Raw genomic sequence first — 20,376 nt, forward strand, 5'->3', positions numbered from 1 at the left:
CACCGCGGTGTAGGACGCACCCAGCTCCAACGGCTCCTCCGGAGACCAGGACCCATCCCCAGCACCAGCCCCGGTGATCTGCACCCCGTCAGCACCGGTGACCACCACCGCCTGCAGCTCACCCCCGCTGACCGTGGCCCGCACCACCGGCACCGGAGAGGTCACCCCACCCCCACCCGCCGGCCCAGACGCACCCGCCGAGGCAGACGCACCCGCCGAGGCAGTCCCACCAGCGTCCACACCGTCGACGGCCAACGACACCCGCGCCGCCGGAGCAGCGCTCCTCGACGGCGACGCACCAGCACCAGCACCTGCGCCCGCAGCCCCGTCAGAGCTGGAGGGACCGCAGCCCGCCAGCAGCCCGCCGACGCCGGCCACCCCGCCAGCCACCGCCAGCAGGAACGCCCGACGGCTCGATCCGCCCACCCCCGTGTGCACCACGCTCGTAGCGTAGGTCGGCGAGGTCCGCCACCTGGGCGCTTCGCGCCGAGCGCCGCCAGTCGCTCCGAGCTCGCGCACGCGGCGTCACCGCCCCGCGACGACGGGGTCCACCACGAGGAGGACGACGGACGAGGACGCACAGCCGGTCAGCCCGTCCGCGGGCACGAACGCCGACGCGGTCTGGTCCGGTGGGTAGACCCGCAGCCCCTTCGCGGCCTGGGGCTGGCACTGGGAGGCGTCGTAGTCACCAGCCTGCGCCACGCTGAGGTCGGCGTAGGCCGAGGCGCCGGGCCCCAACCGGACGAGTGCCGGGGTGCCCTCCCGGGAGGCAGCAGCCCCCAGCTGCTGGCCGGCGTCACCGGTGACGAGCGAGACACCGGGGTGGCCGTCGAGCGTGCAGGCGGTCGCGCCGCGGTTGGTGAGCTGGATGGTGAAGTGCTGGTGGCCGGCGCTGGCGCCGCCCTCACCGGGCAGCAGCGAGAGGGCCAGGTCCGAGGTGCGGCACGTCGTCGCGGCGCCGCTCCCACCAGCGGTCCCTCCACCCGCTGACGACCCTCCGCCACCCGAGGAGCCGGACGAGCCGGCCGGGCCGGTGCTCGTGCCAGCGGACTCCGCCGGGCCGCCCGGAGCCCCCGTGGACGTCGTGGCGCTGGACGGAGCGCCGCTCGACGGGCTCGGGCTGCCGCTGGCGGAGGGCGAGCTGGAGGTGGGGGTGCCGCTGGCAGCCCCCGCGTCCTCGACGCTGCCGGTGAACGAGCAGCCGGCCAGCGACCCCGCCAGCACGCCGGCGCTGCACGCCGCCACGGCCCACCGCGCGGCGCGCCGCGCTGCTGCACCGCCGGTCGGGCGGTTCGTCGTCGTCATGGTCACAGACCCACGGTAGGTCGCTGGGGCAACCGCTGCGGCTCAGCGGTGTGACCGTCCTGACACGTCCCGCACCAGCCCCGTCACACCACGCCGCGAAGGGCCGCGAAGGACCGCGAGGGGCCTCAGCCGGGCCCCTGCGCCCCGTCCGCCGCGGGCAGCACGAGCCGCACGGCGGTGCCCCTGCCCACCCTGCTCTCCACCGACGCCGACCCCCCGTGCCGCTCCGCCACCGCCCTCACCAGCGCCAGGCCGAGACCGCTGCCGGGCACGGCGCGGGTGCGAGGGCTGCGGTACAGCTCCTCCCAGACCTGCTCCAGCTCCTCGGCGGCGATGCCGGGGCCGGTGTCGGCCACCTCGAGCACCACGTCACGGCCGGAGTGGCGGGCCCGCACCTCGACGGTCCCGTCGGGCGGGGTGTACTTCACGGCGTTGTCGAGGAGGTTGACCACCGCCAGCTCGAGCACGTCGTGATCTCCCAGCACCGGCGGCAGCGGCCACGGGGCCCGCGGCAGGTCGAGGTGCACCGACGGGCCCCGCGGCGACTGCACCACCGACACGGCGTCGGCCAGGAGCGGTGCCAGGTCCACCGGAGAGCGCTCCAGGACCCCGGAGCGCACGTCGGCTATCTTGCGCAGGTCCCCGGTGAGGCGGCTCAGCCGTACGGCCTGCTCCTCGATGCTCGCCAGCGCCGCAGCCGTGCCGTCGTCGTCGCCCGGGCCGCGGCCCTCCGGACCGACGGCGACCCGGGTGCTGGAGAGGTTGGCGACGGCGGCGCGCATCGCGGTCAGCGGGTTCTTCAACTCGTGGTCGAGGCGCGAGAGCAGCAGCCGGCGCTCCTCGGCCGCCGCCGAGACCAGCTCGGCCGCGCGCCGGTGGGCCACCGCGTCACGGCGGGCGAGCAGCGCGAGCACCCCGAGCGCCAGCACGGTCGGGACGGCCCCGGCGGCGAGGAACCAGTCGTGCGGCTGCGCGCTCAGCGCCACGCGCACCCGCGCGTCGGGGAGCCCGCCCGTCGCAGCCACCGCCGCGAGCGCCGCGCCCGCCGCCAGCGGGAGGAGGGCGACGACGACGGCGAGCGCCCACCGCAGCCTGCTGCGGCGCTGGACGCCCGCGCGGTCAGGCGGGTTCGACACGGGCGGCGAAGCGGTACCCGGAGCCCGGTGCGGTGACGATCATCGCCGGGTCGGAGGAGTCGGACTCGAGCACGCGGCGCAGCTCGGCCACGCGCGTGTCCACGGAGCGGGTGCTGGTGGCGTACGACCAGCCCCACACGGCCTCGAGCAGCCGCTCGCGGGTGAGCACCTCGTCAGGGTGGGTCATGAGGTAGGCCAGCAGCGTGGTGGCGCGCGGGGTGAGCACCACCTCCCTGCCGTCGCGGGTGACCCGCTGGGACGCCCGGTCGAGCACGACCTCCCCGCTGCGCAGCCGCTGGGCGCTGGCGAGGCCGGCCTGGGCGGCGTCCCCGCCGCGGCGCAGCACGGCCCGGACCCGGGCGATGAGCTCGTAGGGGTCGAAGGGCTTGTTGAGGTAGTCGTCGGCGCCCTCCTCCAGCGCCATAGCGCGCTCGGAGGACTCCCCCACCTGCGTCAGCAGGATGATCGGCGTGGTGCGACCCTCGGAGCGGGCGGTGCGCAGCACCTCCCGGCCGTCGGTGCCGGGGAGCATGACGTCGAGCACCACCAGGTCGTAGCCGCCCGCGCGGATCCTCGACAGCGCGCTGTCCCCGTCGGCGGCGACGTCCACGGTGAACCCCGACCGCCGCAGCAGCGGCGCGAGGTTGTCGGTGATGGCGGGCTCGTCGTCGACGAGCAGCAGCGCGACCACCGGCGGTGCCCCGGGCCGTCAGATGACGCGGGGCTCGCTGCCGTCCTCGGAGACCACCGGGCGGCCGGCGTCCTGCCAGGCGCCCATGCCGCCGTCGACCACCACCGCGTCGTAGCCGTTCTCCTGCAGCCAGGCCGCGGCGCGGGCGGCGCGGCCACCGGCGCGGCAGAGCACCTGCAGCTCGGCGTCTGCGGGGAGCTCGCCCAGGCGGGAGGGCAGGTCGCCGAGCGGCACGTGGAGGGCCCCGGGCGCGTGGCCGGCGTCCCACTCGTCCTGCTCGCGGACGTCCAGCAGCACGGCGCCGTCCGGCACCTGGTCGGCGGTCACCACGGGGGCGGGCTCGGTCATGCGGGGCTCCTCGTCGGCTCGGGCTGGTCGTCGTCGGCGCTGTCGGGGGTGTCAGCGGTTCCGGGCCCATCCTGCGCCAGCGGCTCCACGCGGATGCGGGAGGGGCGGCGGCCGTCCACCTCCACCACGGTGAACAGGTGCCTGAGGTCGCGGACCTCGTCCCCGAGACCCGGCAGGCGGCCCAGGGACGTCATGACGAAGCCCGCGAGGGTCTCGTAGGGCCCCTCGGGCAGCTCGACGCCGGTGGCCTCCTCCACCTCGTCGCGGTGGAGCAGACCGTCGAGCTCCACCGGGCCGGTGGCGGCGGTGGACCAGCGGGGCTCGCCGGCGTGGGGGTCGTACTCGTCCTCGATCTCGCCGACCAGCTCCTCCACGAGGTCCTCGAGGGTGACGATGCCGTCGGTGCCCCCGTACTCGTCGACGACCACGGCCAGGTGGCGGCCGCTGCGGCGCATCTCGGTGAGCGAGGGCAGGAGGGTCTTGCTGCCCGGCAGCAGCGCCACGGGGCGCACGAGGTCGGCCACCGAGCCGTGCTGGCCGCGGTGCGCGGCGGTGAGCAGGTCGCGCACGTGCACGAAGCCCAGGACGTCGTCGGAGGACTCCCCGGTGACGGGGTAGCGGGAGTGCGGCTGGTCCTCCACCACGGTGACGGCCTCCTCGAGGTCGAGGTCGGCGGCGAGGAAGGCGACCTCGGTGCGCGGCACCATCACCTCCGACAGGCGGCGGTCGGCGGCGTCGAAGACGTCGGCCACGATGCGGCGCTCGGTCTCGTCGAGCTGCTCGTGGGTGGAGACCATGTCGCGCAGCTCCTCCTCCGTCACCTCCTCGCGGGAGGCCTTCGGGTCGAGCCCGACGAGGCGGCCGACCGCGTCGGTCGAGCGGCCCAGCAGCCAGACGACCGGCGTGGTCACGGCGGCGATCCTGTCGAGGATCGGCGCCACGAACAGCGAGACGCCCTCGGAGCGCTGCAGCGCCAGGCGCTTGGGCACCAGCTCGCCGAGCACCAGCGACACGTACGTGACCAGCGCGGTCACCACGACGAGGGCCACCAGGTCGGCCACGCCCTGCGACAGCCCCAGCGACACCAGCCACGGGGCGACGACGACGGCGATCTGGCTGCCGCCGAACGCCGAGGCGAGGAAGCCCGACAGCGTCACGCCGATCTGCACCGCGGACAGGAACCGGTTGGTGTCCCCGGTGAGCCGCTCCACGGCGGCGCCCCGACCGCCCTTGGCGGCCATGGCCCGCACCTGGCTCTCGCGCAGCGAGACGACGGCCAGCTCCGAGCAGGAGAAGAACCCGCCGATGAGCACCAGGACGACGACGACGGTGACGTTCAGGAGCAAGCCGGGTTCCACGCCGTCCAGTCTGGTGCAGGTGGCGGGTGCGGACCCGTCGGCCGTCACCCGTCCAGGAGGCCCCCACCGCTGCGTGGGGGGACCTGCGGTCGAGGAGCGCGGAGCGCTGGGAGGGTCAGCGCAGGAACTTGGACGTCCGCCGGTCGGCCAGCACCTGGCCGCCGGTCTGGCAGGTGGCGCAGTACTGGAGCGAGCGGTCGGCGAACGACACCTCCCGCACCACGTCACCGCACACCGGGCAGGTCTCGCCCGTGCGGCCGTGCACCCTCATCCCGGCGCGCTTGGCGTCCTTGAGCTGGCTCGCCGGCTTGCCCGCTGCCGCGGCGACCGCCGATGCGAGCACGTCCTTCAGGGACGCGTGCAGGCGGGAGACCTGGTCGTCGTCGAGCTTGCCGGAGATCGCGAACGGCGAGATGCGCGCGGCGTGCAGCACCTCGTCGGAGTAGGCGTTGCCCACCCCCGCGAGCACCGACTGCTCGCGCAGCAGCCCCTTCACCTGCTGGCGCGACCCTGTGAGCAGGGCCTGCAGCACCGACAGGTCGAAGGAGTCGTCCATCGGGTCCGGCCCGAGGGAGGCGATGGCCGGCACCTGCCGCGGGTCGCGGACCACGTGGACCGCCAGCCGCTTCTGGGTCCCCTGCTCGGTGAGGTCGAACCCCGGCCGTCCCTCCCCGCCGTCGTCGAGGAGCACCCGCAGCGCGAGCGGGCTCTTGCCGGGCCGCACGGGGGTGGTGGGCAGCTGCTCGGACCAGCGCAGCCACCCGGCGCGCGACAGGTGGACGACCAGGTGCAGGCCGTCCAGGTCGAGGTCGAGCCACTTGCCGTGCCGGCTGACGCCCGTCACCGGCAGGCCCGCCAGCGCGGACGGCGGCGGGTCGAAGGTCTTCAGCACGTTGATGGCACCGACGCCCACCTCGGCGACGACGGCGGCGCCGCCCTCGGCGGCGGGGCGCTCCACCAGGCGCTGGCGCAGGAATCCGGCCAGGGCCTCGACCTCGGGCAGCTCGGGCACGTCGCCAGCGTGGCAGCGGATGGGCGTGAGCACGCGCTCTGGCGGCCGAGCGAGGACCATCGTCACCGTGCCGGACCAGCGAACCCCCTCCGCCGGTCACGACGACGACGAGCGCGCCCGCCCGGCGGACCGCAGCGGGGTGGCGCTGGCCTCGCCGACGGGGCGCGCGGTGCTGGTGGCGAGCACGGCCGGCTCCGCGGTGGCGTTCCTGGACGCGCAGGTGGTGTCGATCGCGCTGCCGAGCATCGGGCGGGACCTGCGCGCCGAGCTGGGCGTCCTGCAGTGGACGGTCAACGCGTACACGCTGAGCCTGGCGGCGCTGGTGCTGCTCGGCGGGGCGCTGGGCGACCGGTGGGGACGGCGCCGGGTGTTCGTGGTGGGCGTCGTCTGGTTCGCGGTCACCTCGGCGGCCTGCGCGCTCGCGCCCACCGCCGAGGTGCTCGTGGGCGCCCGTGCGCTCCAGGGCGTGGGCGCCGCCCTGCTGACGCCCATGTCCCTGGCGCTGCTGCAGACCGTGCTGCGGCGCGAGGACCGCGCTCGCGCCATCGGGCTGTGGTCGGGCGCCACCACGCTGGCCACCGTGGCCGCACCCGTCGTGGGCGGGGCGCTCGTGGCCCTCGACTGGCGCCTGGTGTTCGCGCTGAACCTCCCGGTGGCCGCGCTCGCCGTCGCCCTGGCCCGGAAGGTGCCCGACACCCGGGACGGAGCCGCCCGCACGCACCGCCTGGACCTGCCCGGTGCCGCGCTGGGCGCCGCGGCGCTCGCGGGGCTGACGTGGGCGCTGACGCGGGCCGGGGAGGTGCCGGACCCAGCGTCCGACGCGGCGGTGCTCGGCGCCGGGGCGGCAGCCGCGGCGCTGGCGGTGGGGTTCGTGGTGCGGGAGCGGCGGGCGGCCTTCCCCGTGGTGCCGCCGTCGCTGTTCGCCGACCGCACCTTCACGGCCGCCAACGGCTTCACGCTGCTCGTGTACGCGGCGCTGTCGGGGATGCAGCTGCTGCTGGTGCTCCAGCTGCAGGTGTCGCTGGGGTGGACGGCGCTGCAGGCGGGGCTGGCGTCGTTGCCGTCGTCGCTGCTGCTCGGGCTGCTCTCGGGTCGTGCGGGGGCGCTGGGGCAGCGGTACGGGGTGCGCTCGATGCTCACCGCCGGTGCGGCCACGGGGGCAGCGGGCCTGGTGCTCCTGTCAGGAGCCTCTCCGGGTGACGCCTACGCCACCGCGGTGCTGCCCGGGGTGCTGGTGATGGGCCTGGGCTTCGCGGCGTTCGTGGCGCCGCTGACCGCCGGGGTGCTGGCGGCCGCGCCGGGAGAGCTGGCGGGCGCGGCCTCCGGGGTCAACAACGCCGTGGCGCGCACCGCGGGCCTGCTCGCCGTGGCCGCCCTGCCCGCCGTGGTGGGCCTGTCGGGCACCGCGTACACCGACCCGGCGCTGCTGGTACCGGCGTTCCGCACGGGGATGCTCGTGTGCGCTGCCCTGGTGGCGGCCGGAGCGCTCCTGGCCCTGCTCGCCCTGCCGCGCGCCGGAGCCGCTGCTGCGCGACAGTGATCGCATGGCTGCTCCCGGAGGACTGGTCCGCCCTCGCAACGGCAAGATCATCGCTGGTGTCTGCGCCGGCCTGGCCCGGCGGTGGGGCATGAGCCCGACGCTGCTGCGCCTGCTGGCCGTGCTCTCCTGCCTGCTGCCGGGGCCGCAGTTCATCGCCTACATCGTCATGTGGGTCGTGATCCCCAAGGAGCGGTAGCCCCTCGCGCGGAGGTCCACGCGTTGCGCCGCGCCGGGCGCGCGCGGTGGGATGGCGAGCATGCACCCCCGCGCCGGCCAGAAGGCCCGCCCCGAGGACCTCGTCGACCTCGACGCCCTGCTCGCCGCCTACACCGAGCGCCGGCCGGACCCCTCCGACCCCGGGCAGCGCGTGGTCTTCGGCACCTCCGGCCACCGCGGCTCCAGCCTGGATGCCGCCTTCAACGAGGCGCACATCCTGGCCACCACCCAGGCGATCGTGGAGCACCGCGCCGAGCAGGGCGTCAGCGGTCCGCTGGTCATCGGGCGCGACACCCACGCCCTGTCCGAGCCGGCGTGGCGCAGCGCGCTGGAGGTGCTCGTGGCCAACGGCGTCGACGTCCTGGTCGACAGCCGCGACGGCTACACGCCCACGCCCGCCGTCTCCCACGCCATCCTGCGGCTGAACGCGCAGGGGGGCAGCGGAGGAGCTGGCCGTGCTGATGGCATCGTCGTCACGCCGTCCCACAACCCCCCGCGCGACGGCGGCTTCAAGTACAACCCGCCCACGGGCGGCCCGGCCGGGTCCGACGCCACCAAGAAGATCGCCGCCCGGGCCAACGAGCTGCTCGAGCGCGACCTCGACGGCGTGCGGCGCGTCCCCTTCGACGAGGCCCGCGGCCGCGCCGGCTCCTACGACTTCCTCGCGCACTACGTCGACGACCTGCCCTCCGTGCTCGACCTGGAGGCCATCAGGAAGGCCGGGGTGCGCATCGGCGCCGACCCGCTCGGCGGTGCCGCCGTGGGCTACTGGGGCGAGATCGGCTCCCGCCACGGCCTGGACCTCACCGTGGTCAACCCCGAGGTCGACCCGCGCTGGTCGTTCATGACCCTCGACACCGACGGCAAGATCCGCATGGACTGCTCCTCGCCGTCGGCGATGGCGTCCTTGCGCGAGATCATGGCGACCGCCGACGGCGGGAAGGCCCCGTACGACGTCGCCACCGGCAACGACGCCGACGCCGACCGCCATGGGATCGTCACCCCCGACGGCGGTCTCATGAACCCCAACCACTACCTCGCCGTGGCGATCTCCTACCTCTTCGCCCACCGCCCGGGCTGGGGCGCCGGGACGGCCGTCGGCAAGACGCTGGTGTCGTCGTCGATGATCGACAGGGTCGTGGCCTCGCTGGGCCGCACGCTGCTGGAGGTGCCGGTCGGCTTCAAGCACTTCGTGCCCGGTCTGCTCGACGGCTCGGTCGGCTTCGGCGGGGAGGAGTCCGCGGGAGCGTCGTTCCTGCGGCACGACGGCACCACCTGGACCACCGACAAGGACGGGATCCTCCTGGCGCTGCTGGCCAGTGAGGTCCAGGCCGTGACCGGCCGCAGCCCCAGCGAGCTGTACGCCGAGCTGGTGTCCCAGCACGGGGACCCGGCCTACGCGCGCGTCGACGCCCCCGCCTCCCGCGAGGAGAAGGCCCGCCTGGGGGCGCTCTCGCCCTCCGACGTGAGCGCCGACACCCTCGCCGGGGAGCGGATCACCGCGGTGCTCACCGAGGCGCCGGGCAACGGCGAGGCCATCGGCGGTCTCAAGGTGGTCACCGAGAACGCCTGGTTCGCGGCCCGCCCCTCGGGCACCGAGGACGTCTACAAGATCTACGCCGAGTCCTTCAAGGGCGCCGACCACCTCGCCGCCGTGCAGGAGGAGGCCCGGGAGGTCGTGGGCAGGGCACTGGCCGGCTGATCCCTCCGCCTGGGAGGATCAGGCATGCCGTCCCCCGCCGCCCGGCCGCTGCGCGCCGTGCGGTGGGGGGCTCCCGCCCTGCTCGGGCTGGGGATCGTCGGGCTCGACTGGTACCAGCGGGAGGGCCTGCAGTACCCGGGCACCCTCGTGGCGGTCCCCCTGCTCGCGGCAGCGCTGGGCGGCCCCCTGGGCACAGCGGCCGCCGGGGCCCTCGCGGTGCTGCTGTCCTACGGGCTGGGGGTGGCCGAGGCGACGCGCGTCGAGTACGACCCGAACAGCGACACGGCCGTGACGCGGCTGCTCATCATCGCGGTGCTCACGGTCATCGCCGTTCTCGCCTCCCGTCACCGACGACGACGGGAGCGGAGCGCCGCCCAGGTCGCGACCGTGGCCGACGCCGCCCAGCTGGCCATCCTCGAGCCGCCCCCGCGCCGGATCGGCGGGCTCCGCTGCGCCAGCACGTACCGGTCGGCCACCCAGCTGGCGCGCATCGGCGGGGACCTGGTGGCCGTGGTCGAGACCCCGCAGGGCGTCCGCGCGCTCGTGGGCGACGTGCAGGGCAAGGGCCTCGAGGCGGTGCGCCTGGCCGGTTACGTGCTCGGCAGCTTCCGCGAGCGCGCCCACGACGGGATGTCCCTGGGGGAGCTGGCAACGGCGCTGGACACCACGGTGCGGAGGGCCTCGCTGGGGCAGGACGTCTTCGTCACCGCGGCGCTGGTGCAGGTCGACGGTGCCACCGGTGACCTGCAGGCCCTCTCCTGCGGGCACCCCGCGCCCTACCTGGTGGCCCCGGGCGACTCCCGCGCGCGGGAGCTGCCCGTGGTGCCCGGACCACCGCTGGGGCTCCTGGAGCTGGCGGACCCGCCGGACGTGCTGCACGGGCAGCTGGCCGAGGACGAGCGCCTCGTGCTGGTGACCGACGGCCTGCTGGAGGCGCGCCGCCCCAAGCTGCTGTCGCGCGAGGCCAGCGGGCCGTTCCTCGACGCACCCGCGCTCCTGGCGGAGCAGCTGGCCACCGGGTCCCTGTCGCTCGGCCTGGACGGCGTGGTGCGCGGCGCCAGCCGCTGGTCCCGCGGGCGGCTCCGCGACGACCTCGCCCTGCTCGCGCTGGCGCGGGCGGCAGCGGTGCCGCGGGTCCCTCAGCCGGGTGCGCCCCCGCCGTCGTCGTCGAGCTCCAAGGAGGGCTCTCCCTCCCGCTGAGGGCTGGCGGGGCGCAGGTCGTCCCGCTGGGTGCGGGGGTCGAAGGGCGCGCCGGAGCGGTGGGCGGCCACCCCCACCGCGTACCCCGCCACCGGCACCGTGAAGAGCTGCAGGGCCGCTGCCACGAGGAGCACCGCCGTCGCCTCGACCCCCGGCACCAGCACGGCGGCGCCGAGCAGGAGCAGCACCAGCCCCAGCGCGGCGGCCTTCGTGACGGCGTTGGCGCGCAGGTAGGTGTCGGGCAGCCGGAGCAGCCCCAGGGCGCCCACCGCGACCAGCGCCACGCCCAGGACCACGAGCAGCTGGCCCACCGCGCCCAGCCAGCCGCCGGTCACCTCCGGCTCCCCACGAGCCGGGCCAGGGCCACGGTGGCGAGGAAGCCCACGAGCGTCCCCGCGACCACGAGGTCGAGCAGCGCCGGTGCCTGCAGCCGGACGGCCAGCAGGGCGAGGGCGGCGAGCACCACCACGAAGCCGAGGTCGACGGCGAGCACGCGGTCGGCGTCGGTGGGACCGACCACCACGCGGACGGCGGCCACGACAGCTGCGGCCGCCAGCACCAGCAGCGCCCCGGAGACGATCACGGCGCACCCCTCAGGACAGCGAGCAGGCGGTCCTCGAGGCGGTGCAGGGCGGCCCGCTCGGCCTCGAGGTCGTGGGCGTGCATGGCGTGGACGGTCATCGACAGTCCCCCGCTCCCCGGGTCGCCACGAGGGTCGCCGGGGCTCGGGACGACGGCGGCGGGGTCGTCGACGGCCAGCACCACGCTGCCCGGCGTCAGGCCCACCAGCGCCGCGAGCGTCGCCACCTCGAAGGGCGTGCGGGAGCGCAGCGTCACCCTCAGGACGGCGGGCGCCACACCGCTGCCGGGGGTGAGCACCTCACGGACCACCTGGGCGTTGGCCCGCAGGAAGTCACGGCTGTAGGCGGCCACGAAGACCGCCGCGTGGCGCGGGCGGCGCAGACCGCTCACGGTGCGCCTCCCACCAGCTGGACCGCCGCCGCGGTGCTGGCGCTCAGGAGGGGCTCGGCCCAGACGCCGAGCACCAGACCACCGGCGGCGAGGGCCAGGGCGGGGGCGAGGACGGCCACCGGCACCCGCTGCTGGACGACGACGGCGACGCCGCCGCCCTGGTCGCGCAGACCCTCGTCGTCGTCCTGGTCCTCCTGGTCCTCCTGGTCGTGGCGGGGCGGAGCGCCCGCGAAGACGCCGTTCCACAGCTTGAGCATCGAGACCAGCGTCACGAGGCTGACGGCCACCACGGCCACGAGCACCCACCAGCTGGCGGCCTGCGCTGCTGCGCTGGCCAGCTGCAGCTTGGCGACGAACCCGCTGGTGGGCGGCACACCGACCAGCCCGAGCGCCGCCAGCGCGAAGGCGAGCGCCAGCAGCGGCTCACGCCGCCCGAGGCCGCCCAGGCGCGAGAGCCGACCGGTGCCGTCGCGCACCTCCACCGCGGCCGAGACCGCCAGCAGGGCCGCCTTGACCACGGCGTACTGGAGGAGGAAGAAGACCGCCGCCGCGTACCCGGCCACCGTCGCCAGGCCCACCCCCACCAGCAGGTACCCGATCTGGCTGACCATGTGGTTGGTCAGCACCGCTCGCACGGACCCCTCGCCGACCGCGGAGAGCACGCCCACCACCATCGTCGCCACGGCCACCAGGAGCAGCACCCACGCCAGGCGGGTGTCGCCCTCGAAGACCACGGCCCACACCCGCAGCAGGGCGAGCACGCCGACCTTGGTGAGCAGCCCGGAGAACAGCACCACCACGGCGGGCCCCACCGCGCCGTAGGAGGCCGGCAGCCAGGAGTGCAGGGGCACCGCCGCCGACTTCACCGCCAGCGCCACCAGCACGACGCCGGCGGCGGTGGCCACGGCCGGGTCGCCGGCGGCTCCGCGCAGCTGGTCGAGCGAGACCGTGCCCGCGGCGCCGTAGACGAGGCCGACCCCGGCGAGGAAGACCGTCGAGGCCAGCAGGTTCACGGTGACGTAGAGCCTGCCGCCGCCGGGCCCGCGGCGCCCCAGCGCCACCAGCACGTAGCTGGGGATGAGCATCACCTCGACGAAGACGAACAGGTTGAACAGGTCGGTGGTGAGCAGCGCGCCGAACACGCCCGCCGACATCACCAGCACGAGCGGCGCGAAGAGGGGCTCGCGGTCCTCCAGGGTGCCCGCGGCCACCACGAGGCTGGCGGCCACGAGCACGCCCGTCACCAGCACGCCGAGGCACGCCAGCACGTCGGCGCGCAGGACGATCGAGACGCCCGCGGGCCAGCCGCCGGCCGCGGCCTCGGCGGGCGCCCCCTGCAGCGCCGTCCGCAGGAGCGCCGCGGTGGCCGCGAGCACGGCCACCACCACCGCGAGGGCGGCCCACCGGCGGACGGCGGTGGCGCCCGGCGTGCGGGGCAGCAGCAGGAGCACCCCCGCCGCCACCAGCGGCAGGGTGACGACGGCGACGACGAGGGCGCTCACGCCGGTCCCCTCGCGTCGTCCTCGACCGGCTCCGCGGCGGGTCCGTCAGCCGGTCCCTCCTGCACCGTGACCGGTCCCTGCCGGAGCAGGCCCAGCAGGTGCACGGTCACCGCGAACGCGATCACCACGGCGGTCAGCACGAAGGCCTGGGGCAGCGGGTCGGCCGCGGGCCCCTCGCCCTGCTGGCCGGGCAGCGCGAAGCCGCGCCGCTCGGTGCCCCCCGCGGTGAGCACCAGCAGGTTGACGCCGTGGCCCAGCAGCACGAACCCGACGACCACGCGCAGGAACCCCCGCCGCAGCACCAGCCAGGTGCCGGTGGCCACGAGCAGGGCGACGGTGACGGCCGTGGTCATGCGCCAGCCCCTCCCCGCGCGGCCGACCGGTCGGTGACGGCGTCGACGGCGGCGGTGACGGGCACGGTGCCCAGGCTCCTCACGCAGGCCGCGACGAGGGAGACGACCAGCGCGTAGACGCCGACGTCGAAGACCAGGGCCGAGCTGACGCCCACCGCGTACAGGCCCGGCACGGCGAAGGGCTCCATGAGCGCCCCGCCCCACAGCAGGGGCAGCAGGCCGGTCCCGAGGGCCACCAGGGCTCCGACGCCGGCCAGGAGCACCGGGTCGGTGAGGCGCGCGGCCGACCGGGCCCGCGCGGACCGCGCACCGGCGAGGTGCACGACCACCACCGCCGCACCGGCCACGAGACCGCCGATGAAGCCACCGCCGGGCTGGTCGTGCCCGCGCCACAGCAGGAACACCGACAGCACGACCATCACCGGTGCCAGCGCCCGCGCGGCCAGCCGGAGCACCACGTCCGGCGGGTCGCCCGCGGCACCTGCCGACGCACCACGACCGCCGCGCGCGGGAGCTGCGAGGACGCCCAACCCGAGGGCCACGACGCCCACGACCACGGACTCCAGCAGCGTGTCGAGACCGCGGAAGTCCACCAGGACGGTGTTCACCACGTTGGTGCCGCCGGTCAGCGCCTCGGACTCCTCGAGCAGGAAGGCACCGGTGGGCGACAGCTCGCGCCGGCCGGTCAGGGCCCACGTGGCCAGGCCCGCGGCCGTGCCGGTCCCCACCGCCAGCGCCGCGGCGGGCAGGGCCCCGCGTCCTCCGGGGCGCGGCAGGCGCAGCGGGCGCCCGCGCAGCGCCAGGACCACGACCACCGCGGTGAGCACCTCGACGAGCAGCAGGGTGAGGGCCACGTCGGCGGCGCCGACCAGCACGATCCGCACCGCCACCACCAGGCCGACGAGCCCGACCAGCGCCACGAGCACCACGGCCGACGAGGTCACAGCGGCCGCGGCCAGCACCACCACGAGCAGCGCCAGGACCACCAGTTCTCCGGGGACGGCGGTGGCGGTGCGCTCCGGCAGCGAGCCGCCGAGCACCCCCGCGCCCACGACGCCCAGCACCGCCACCACGGCCAGCGGCCGCGCCAGGTGGCCCGCGAGGGAGCCGCTGCGCGTCTCGGCGCCCACCCGGCCACCGAGCGCCAGCAGCCGCGCGTGCCCGGCGTCGAAGACCGCCCCGGCGTCGGGCAGGCGCAGACGGACCAGCACGGCGTCGACCGCGTCGCGCTTCCAGAACAGCACCGACCCCAGCGCCACGGTCACGGCGGAGAGCACGACCTCGGTGCTCAGGCCGTGCCAGAAGTAGATGCGCGGCGGAGCGGCCCCGGGCAGGACCGCGGTCGTCGCGGCGTCGACGAGGGGGTCGAACAGCGACACCGCGGGGCCGAGCAGCAGACCCGCTGCCGCGGCGGTGGCGGCCGGGGCCAGGAAGCTCTTCGCGGGCTCGTACAGCTCGGGGTGGTCCGGCCCGCCGAAGGCGCCCCACACGATCCGCATCGAGTAGGCGAAGGTCAGCGCCGAGGCCGCCACGGCGCAGCCCGCTGCCAGCGGTGCCACCCACGCGGGCCCGGGTGCGGTGACGAACCCCTGGTAGAGGTACTCCTTGCTGACGAAGCCGAGGGTCGGCGGCACCCCGGCCATCGACAGCGCCGCCAGCGCCGTGGCCGCCGCGGTCCACGGCATCGCCCGGCGCAGTCCGGACAGGTCGCGGATGTCGCGGCTGCCGGTCTCCTCGTCGATGATCCCCACGAGCATGAACAGCGTGGCCTTGAACATCGCGTGGGCCGTCGTGTGGAGCAGCGCGGCGCCCAGTGCGGTCGGCGTGCCGACGCCGATCGCCGCCACGAGCAGTCCCAGCTGGCTGACGGTGGAGTGGGCCAGGATGGCCTTGAGGTCGTGCTCGCGCAGCGCCACCACCGCGCCGACCAGGGCCGTCGCCATCCCGACGGCCACCAGCGCGACCTGCCAGGGCGTCTGCTCGGCGTACAGGGTGGAGGCGCGCACCAGCAGGTAGATGCCGGCCTTGACCATGGTCGCCGCGTGCAGGTAAGCGCTCACGGGGGTCATCGCGACCATCGCCCCGGGAAGCCAGAACTGCACCGGCAGCTGGGCCGACTTGGTCATCGCCGCGAACAGCACGCAGGCCGCCACCGGCCACGCGCACGGCGAGGAGAGCACCGCGTCCGGGTCCGCCAGGAGCACCGAGATCCGCGTGGTGCCGCCCGCGAGGGCCAGCAGGACGACGGCGACCAGCAGCGCCAGACCACCGGCGATGGTGATGACGAGCGCGCGGCGGCCCGGGGCGACGGCCTTCGCGCCCGCCGTGGACAGCAGCGCGAAGGAGCACAGCGTGGTGAGCTCCCAGAACAGGTAGAGCAGCACCAGGTCGTCGGCGAGGACGAGCCCGACCATCGCGGCGGCGAAGACCGCCAGCAGCGGCAGCACCGGACCACGCGCCTTCTCGTCCGACAGGTAGCGGGCGCAGTAGGCCATGACGAGCGCCCCCACCACGAGGGCGACGAGCGCGAAGACGAGCGACAGCCCGTCCAGGCGCAGGGCGGCGTCCACGCCGAGGCTGGGGATCCACGCGACGCTCGCCTCGAGGGGGCGGCCGTCCAGGACGGCGGGAGCGGCGCTGACCAGCAGCCCAGCGGCCAGGAGGAAGCCTGCGGCCAGCACGAACCCGGTGCTCCGCCCGAGTCCGCGCGCCAGCAGAGGGGTGCTCGCGGCCAGGGCGGCGAGCAGCCCCAGCGCCACCCCCATGATCATCCCTGCGGACGGTAGTGGCTCGGGGGCCGGACCGCCTGCCGAGCGCCACCCGGTGCCCTGGCAGTCTGTTGCGTCGCCTTGTCGCACCACCCGGGCGGTTCGGTGGACCGGTCAGGTGGTCGAGGACGGCAGCAGGTGGCAGCAGCCAGACGCAGACAGCAGCAGACGGAGGCACCGGTGAGCGGCAGCGCCAGCGGCCTGGCCCGCGAGACGGCGGGCGAGCAGGCCCGCGTCGACGAGCGGTACGACCGGCTCGACCTGCTGCGGACCTCCACGGAGGAGCGCCTGCGCGAGGTGCGCGCCGCCGGTTCCAGCGGCACCCCCGCGGCCCGGATGGAGCGCGACGCCTTCGCCACCCTCTACGAGGACCGGCTCGCCCAGCTGCGCGCCGTGGAGGACCGCCTCGTCTTCGGCCGGCTCGACCTGGAGGGCGGTGACGTCCGCTACGTGGGGCGCATCGGCCTGTCGGACTCGTCGCAGGAGCAGCTCCTCACCGACTGGCGCGCCCCCGCGGCCGAGCCGTTCTACCGGGCGACCGCCGCCGACCCCCTCGGCGTCGTGCGCCGCCGGCACCTCACCCTCACGGGCCGCACGGTCACGGCCCTGGAGGACGACGTCGTGGCGGACGGCGCCGCGCTGCCCGAGGGCATGGTGGTGGCCGGCGGCGGCGCGCTCATGGCGGCCGTCACCGCGGCGCGCACGGGTCGCATGCGCGACGTCGTGGCGACCCTGCAGGCCGAGCAGGACGCCGTCGTCCGCGCCCCGCTGCCGGGGGTCCTGGTGGTGCAGGGCGGCCCGGGCACCGGCAAGACGGCCGTGGCGCTGCACCGGGCCGCGTACCTGCTGTACGCCCACCGCGAGCGCATCGCGAGGTCCGGCGTGCTGGTGGTGGGGCCGAACCGCGCGTTCCTGCGCTACATCGACCAGGTGCTCCCCGCCCTCGGCGAGACCGGGGTGGTGATGGCGAGCCTGGGCGAGCTGTTCCCCGGCGTGCGGGCCACCGCGGTGGACGACGACGCGGTGGCCGCGCTCAAGGGCGACCCGCGCATGGTCGAGCTGCTGGCGGCGGCCGTCAGGCGGCGCCAGCGGGTGCCCGCGCAGCCCCGGCGCCTGGTGGTGGGCAACCACCGGGTGGTGCTGCGCCCGCGCACGGTGAGCGCCGCCAGGGACTCGGCTCGCGACTCCCACCAGTCCCACAACGCCGCCAGGGCCACCTTCGTGCGCCGCGTCATGAACGACCTGGTCCGCCAGCTGGCCTCCGCGCACGGCACCCGCAGCGACGAGCTCGACGCCGACACCCGCCAGTCGCTCGAGGCCGAGCTGCGGGAGTCGCCGGACGTGCGCCGCGAGGTGAACCTCTGCTGGATGCCGCTGACGCCGGCCGGGGTGCTGCGCGACCTGTGGGCCAAGCGCGACCACCTCGCCGGTGCTGCGGCCGAGGCCTCCCGGCACGACCGCGGGTGGCGCCGCGAGGAGCTGGCGCTGCTGGCGCGGGAGAAGGCGGCGCCGCTGACCACGGCCGACGTCCCGCTGCTCGACGAGCTCGCCGAGCTGCTCGGCGAGGACCCCACCTCCGGGGCCGCTGACGCCGCGCGGGCCGCTCGCGAGCGCTCCGACCTCGTGGCGCAGGCCCGCAGCGTGCTGGAGTCGGGCATGGTCGACCCCAGCGGTGGTGGCGCGCTGAGCGCGGAGGGGCTCGCCGAGCGGTGGGCGACGGACGGTCCTCGCGGCAGCGTCGCCGAGCGCGCGGAGTCCGACCGGACCTGGGCCTACGGGCACGTGGTGGTGGACGAGGCGCAGGAGCTGTCGGTGATGGCGTGGCGGGTGCTGGCGCGCCGCTGCCCCTCCCGCTCGATGACCGTGGTGGGGGACCTGGCGCAGACCTCCAGCGCCGCCGGCGCCCGCGACTGGGGCCAGGCGCTGGCGCCGGTGCTGGGCACGGGCACCCGCACCCGCAGCGGGGTGGACCTCTCGCGCACGTTCACGCTGTCGCGGCTGACGGTGAACTACCGCACGCCGCGGCAGGTCATGGACCTGGCGAGCCGCGTGCTGGAGGCGCACGGTCTTCCCGAGGAGGCCCCCAGCTCCATCCGTGACGCCGAGGTGCCGCCCGCGGCGGTGAGCGCCCCGGCGCCGGCCGGCTCTCCGGCGTGGACCGCGGCCGTGGTGGACGCCGTGCGCGACCAGGTGGTGGCCCTCGGCGCCGGGCGCCTGGCCGTGGTGGCGCCCCAGCCGCTGGTGGCGGGCCTGCGGTCAGCGCTGGGTGAGGCGCTCGACGACGGCGAGGTGCGCAGCGTCGACGAGCCGGCGGACGCCGCGGTGACCGTCTCCGATGTCACCGGCGTCAAGGGCCTGGAGTTCGACGCCGTGGTGCTGTGCGAGCCCGCAGCGGTGGTGGACGCCTCCCCGCGGGGCGCGGGTGACCTCTACGTGGCGCTGACCCGACCCACGCAGCGCCTGCTCGTGGTGTCCTCCGCCCCCCTGCCCGCAGGCATGGAGGAGCTCGCCGGCGGCCTCAGCGCGCCGGCTCACCGCCACGGCTGACCCCTGCGCCGACCTCGGTGGGCAGACCGCTGCGCTCGAACAGGCCGCGGTCGGCGTCGAGGAAGAAGACGAGGTCGCCGATGCGCGGCTCGTCGTCGTCGTGGCGCACCGCGAGCACGATGAGCGCCCACGGCAGCCACCGCACCGGCCGGCCGTCCGGTCCGGCGGAGGTGTGGTCGGGGCGGTACTGGGCCAGCGCGAGCTGGCCGTTGAGGCGGGTGCGCAGCACCCGGGACCCGCGGCAGCCCGCTCCCGGCCCCACCAGCCACGCTGCCACCGACTCCGGGCCCTGCAGCCACAGCGCGTACGGCGGCATCGACATGGTGGCCTCGGCGTGCAGCAGCCCCACCAGGGCGGTCACGTCGTAGCGCTCGAAGGCGTCGACGTACTTCGCCAGCAGGGCGGCGTGCTGGTCGTCGAGGGGCTCCAGGGCCGCCCGCTGCGCGTCACGCGCGGCGATGGTGGCCCGGGCGCGCTGCAGGAGGCTGTTGACGGAGGGCACCGACGTCTCCAGCAGGGCCGCCACCTCGTCGGCGTGCCAGTGCAGCACCTCCCGGAGCACGAGCACCGCCCGCTGGCGGGGCGGCAGCAGCTGCAGCGCGGCCACCAGGGCCAGGCGCACGGACTCGCGCTCCTCGGCGACGACGGCGGGGTCGGCGGCGGGCGCCGTCCCCAGCACGCGGGAGTCGGGGGCCGGCTCCACCCACGCGGCGGCCTCCAGGGGAGCGCCCAGGGAGGCGACCACGGGCGCGGAGGGGGCGGGCGACATGTCGACGGGCAACGCGCGGCGCTTGCGGCCCTCGAGGTGGTCGAAGCAGACGCGCGTCGCGATGCGGTACAGCCACCCCCGCTGCGCCGACGCGTCGCGCAGCGAGTCGGCGTGGCGCCAGGCGCGGACCATGGCGTCCTGCACGGCGTCCTCGGCGTCGGCGAGCGAGCCGAGCATCCGGTAGCAGTACCCGGTGAGCTCCCTGCGGAAGCTCTCGAGCTGCAGCTCCACCCCCTCGACAGCGGTGTCGAGGCCCCCTTCGAGCGCGGTCATGCCCCCACGGTGGCAGACACCACCGACGTCGCGGATCCCCCGAACGGCTCAGCGCACCACGTAGCGGCCGGGCCGGTGGTTCATCGCCACCACCGCGTTGAGCACCGCCACGCCGAGCAGCGACGCCAGCACCGAGCGCCAGCCGACCACCGCGAGCGCCGCGAGCATCACCCCCGCGTCGAAGGCCATCTGCACGTACCCGGCGCGCCACCCGTACCGCTCCTGCAGGTGGAAGGCCAGGATGCCGAACCCCCCGGCGCTGGAGCGGTGCCGGAAGAGCACCAGGAACCCCAGGCCCAGGCTGAGGCCCGCGAAGGCGGTGGCCAGCAGCACCGGCATCCGCACCTCCACGACGTGCCCGAGGACGTCGGCCAGCACCGACGTCAGTCCCACGCACACCAGGGTCTTGATCGCGAAGGCCCACCCGAGCCGCTTCACCGCCAGCCCGTAGAAGGGCAGGTTGATGAGGAAGAAGGCGACCCCGAGCGGGACGGGGGTCAGCCCGGCCACGAGGAAGGCGACCCCGGCCAGCCCGCCGGAGACCGCCCCGGCCTCCTGGAGCAGGAGCAGCGCCCAGCCGAGCAGGAACGAGCCCACCAGCAGGGCGGCGGCGTCCTCCAGCGGCGTGTGCGGCGGAGGCGTCGGCACCGGCGGTGCGGGCGTGGTGGTGGGGGCGCTGCTCAC

At 76.0% G+C, this 20,376-nt stretch carries 20 protein-coding genes; 5 read left to right on the forward strand and 15 right to left on the reverse strand.

Going from position 1 to position 20,376, the window contains the following annotated elements; translation table 11 throughout:
- The 7 genes from FMM08_RS24095 to FMM08_RS10650 form a co-directional block, all read right to left on the reverse strand.
- On the reverse strand, nt 1-519 hold a 519-nt coding region (locus FMM08_RS24095; RefSeq protein WP_369431703.1), incomplete at its 3' end, for an Ig-like domain-containing protein.
- A gap of 6 nt (nt 520-525) precedes the next feature.
- Nucleotides 526-1,305 (reverse strand): DUF4232 domain-containing protein, encoded by a 780-nt coding sequence (locus FMM08_RS23935; RefSeq protein ID WP_304653984.1) that lies wholly within the window; start codon nt 1,303-1,305, stop codon nt 526-528.
- Nucleotides 1,306-1,430: 125 nt separating this feature from the next.
- Nucleotides 1,431-2,441: a sensor histidine kinase gene (locus FMM08_RS10630; RefSeq protein WP_222710654.1), complete on the reverse strand. Its 1,011-nt coding sequence runs from the start codon at nt 2,439-2,441 to the stop codon at nt 1,431-1,433.
- The gene (locus FMM08_RS10635) at nt 2,425-3,132 is read right to left on the reverse strand and encodes a response regulator transcription factor (RefSeq protein WP_147926365.1); all 708 of its coding nucleotides are present in this window, start codon (nt 3,130-3,132) and stop codon (nt 2,425-2,427) included. The genes FMM08_RS10630 and FMM08_RS10635 overlap by 17 nt, the downstream gene beginning before the upstream one ends.
- 18 nt (nt 3,133-3,150) lie before the next feature.
- Entirely contained in the window at nt 3,151-3,480 is a 330-nt protein-coding gene (locus FMM08_RS10640) for a rhodanese-like domain-containing protein (RefSeq protein WP_147926366.1), read from the reverse strand.
- Nucleotides 3,477-4,838 (reverse strand): hemolysin family protein, encoded by a 1,362-nt coding sequence (locus FMM08_RS10645; protein WP_222710655.1) that lies wholly within the window; start codon nt 4,836-4,838, stop codon nt 3,477-3,479. Before FMM08_RS10645 ends, FMM08_RS10640 begins: the two co-directional genes overlap by 4 nt.
- A 115-nt stretch (nt 4,839-4,953) precedes the next feature.
- Nucleotides 4,954-5,850, reverse strand: a complete 897-nt coding sequence (locus FMM08_RS10650) for a DNA-formamidopyrimidine glycosylase family protein (RefSeq protein ID WP_147926367.1) — start codon at nt 5,848-5,850, stop codon at nt 4,954-4,956.
- Between the two features lie 67 nt (nt 5,851-5,917).
- Here FMM08_RS10650 and FMM08_RS10655 point away from each other — a divergent pair, with 67 nt between their 5' ends.
- Genes FMM08_RS10655 through FMM08_RS10670 form a run of 4 tightly spaced genes read left to right on the forward strand, consistent with a single transcriptional unit; the run spans nt 5,918 to nt 10,508 of the window.
- Nucleotides 5,918-7,390 (forward strand): MFS transporter, encoded by a 1,473-nt coding sequence (locus tag FMM08_RS10655; protein WP_222710656.1) that lies wholly within the window; start codon nt 5,918-5,920, stop codon nt 7,388-7,390.
- A 4-nt stretch (nt 7,391-7,394) separates the two neighbouring features.
- Nucleotides 7,395-7,586 carry a PspC domain-containing protein gene (locus FMM08_RS10660; protein WP_147926369.1) on the forward strand — a complete coding sequence of 64 codons (192 nt, stop codon included), beginning with the start codon at nt 7,395-7,397 and terminating at the stop codon, nt 7,584-7,586.
- A 60-nt stretch (nt 7,587-7,646) separates the two neighbouring features.
- On the forward strand, nt 7,647-9,308 hold the full coding sequence (gene pgm, locus FMM08_RS10665; RefSeq protein ID WP_147926370.1) for a phosphoglucomutase (alpha-D-glucose-1,6-bisphosphate-dependent): 1,662 nt from the start codon (nt 7,647-7,649) through the stop codon (nt 9,306-9,308).
- Nucleotides 9,309-9,332: 24 nt separating this feature from the next.
- Nucleotides 9,333-10,508 carry a PP2C family protein-serine/threonine phosphatase gene (locus FMM08_RS10670; RefSeq protein WP_147926371.1) on the forward strand — a complete coding sequence of 392 codons (1,176 nt, stop codon included), beginning with the start codon at nt 9,333-9,335 and terminating at the stop codon, nt 10,506-10,508.
- Here FMM08_RS10670 and FMM08_RS10675 read toward each other — a convergent pair.
- From FMM08_RS10675 to mbhE, 6 genes are read right to left on the reverse strand one after another with little or no spacing between them, the layout of a single operon-like run.
- Nucleotides 10,448-10,843, reverse strand: a complete 396-nt coding sequence (locus FMM08_RS10675; RefSeq protein WP_222710657.1) for a monovalent cation/H(+) antiporter subunit G — start codon at nt 10,841-10,843, stop codon at nt 10,448-10,450. The genes FMM08_RS10670 and FMM08_RS10675 overlap by 61 nt on opposite strands.
- On the reverse strand, nt 10,840-11,091 hold the full coding sequence (locus FMM08_RS10680; protein ID WP_147926372.1) for an MrpF/PhaF family protein: 252 nt from the start codon (nt 11,089-11,091) through the stop codon (nt 10,840-10,842). The genes FMM08_RS10675 and FMM08_RS10680 overlap by 4 nt, the downstream gene beginning before the upstream one ends.
- Entirely contained in the window at nt 11,088-11,480 is a 393-nt protein-coding gene (locus FMM08_RS10685) for a Na+/H+ antiporter subunit E (RefSeq protein ID WP_147926373.1), read from the reverse strand. Before FMM08_RS10685 ends, FMM08_RS10680 begins: the two co-directional genes overlap by 4 nt.
- Entirely contained in the window at nt 11,477-12,982 is a 1,506-nt protein-coding gene (locus tag FMM08_RS10690) for a proton-conducting transporter transmembrane domain-containing protein (RefSeq protein ID WP_147926374.1), read from the reverse strand. Before FMM08_RS10690 ends, FMM08_RS10685 begins: the two co-directional genes overlap by 4 nt.
- Nucleotides 12,979-13,335, reverse strand: coding sequence for a sodium:proton antiporter (locus FMM08_RS10695; protein WP_147926375.1), 357 nt, complete (start codon nt 13,333-13,335; stop codon nt 12,979-12,981). The genes FMM08_RS10690 and FMM08_RS10695 overlap by 4 nt, the downstream gene beginning before the upstream one ends.
- A complete protein-coding gene (mbhE, locus tag FMM08_RS10700; protein WP_147926376.1) occupies nt 13,332-16,106 on the reverse strand; it encodes a hydrogen gas-evolving membrane-bound hydrogenase subunit E in 2,775 nt (924 codons plus the stop codon). Before mbhE ends, FMM08_RS10695 begins: the two co-directional genes overlap by 4 nt.
- A gap of 177 nt (nt 16,107-16,283) precedes the next feature.
- Between mbhE and FMM08_RS10705 the strand changes: the two genes are divergently transcribed.
- Nucleotides 16,284-18,650 (forward strand): HelD family protein, encoded by a 2,367-nt coding sequence (locus tag FMM08_RS10705; protein WP_147926377.1) that lies wholly within the window; start codon nt 16,284-16,286, stop codon nt 18,648-18,650.
- Here FMM08_RS10705 and FMM08_RS10710 read toward each other — a convergent pair.
- Both FMM08_RS10710 and FMM08_RS10715 read right to left on the reverse strand, forming a co-directional pair.
- On the reverse strand, nt 18,622-19,692 hold the full coding sequence (locus tag FMM08_RS10710; protein ID WP_147926378.1) for an RNA polymerase subunit sigma-70: 1,071 nt from the start codon (nt 19,690-19,692) through the stop codon (nt 18,622-18,624). The two genes, FMM08_RS10705 and FMM08_RS10710, sit on opposite strands and share 29 nt — an antisense overlap.
- Nucleotides 19,693-19,740: 48 nt before the next feature.
- Complete coding sequence (locus FMM08_RS10715) at nt 19,741-20,376, reverse strand: YitT family protein (protein WP_222710658.1); 636 nt, start codon at nt 20,374-20,376, stop codon at nt 19,741-19,743.

This window comes from Quadrisphaera setariae (assembly GCF_008041935.1).
Lineage (GTDB): Bacteria > Actinomycetota > Actinomycetes > Actinomycetales > Quadrisphaeraceae > Quadrisphaera > Quadrisphaera setariae.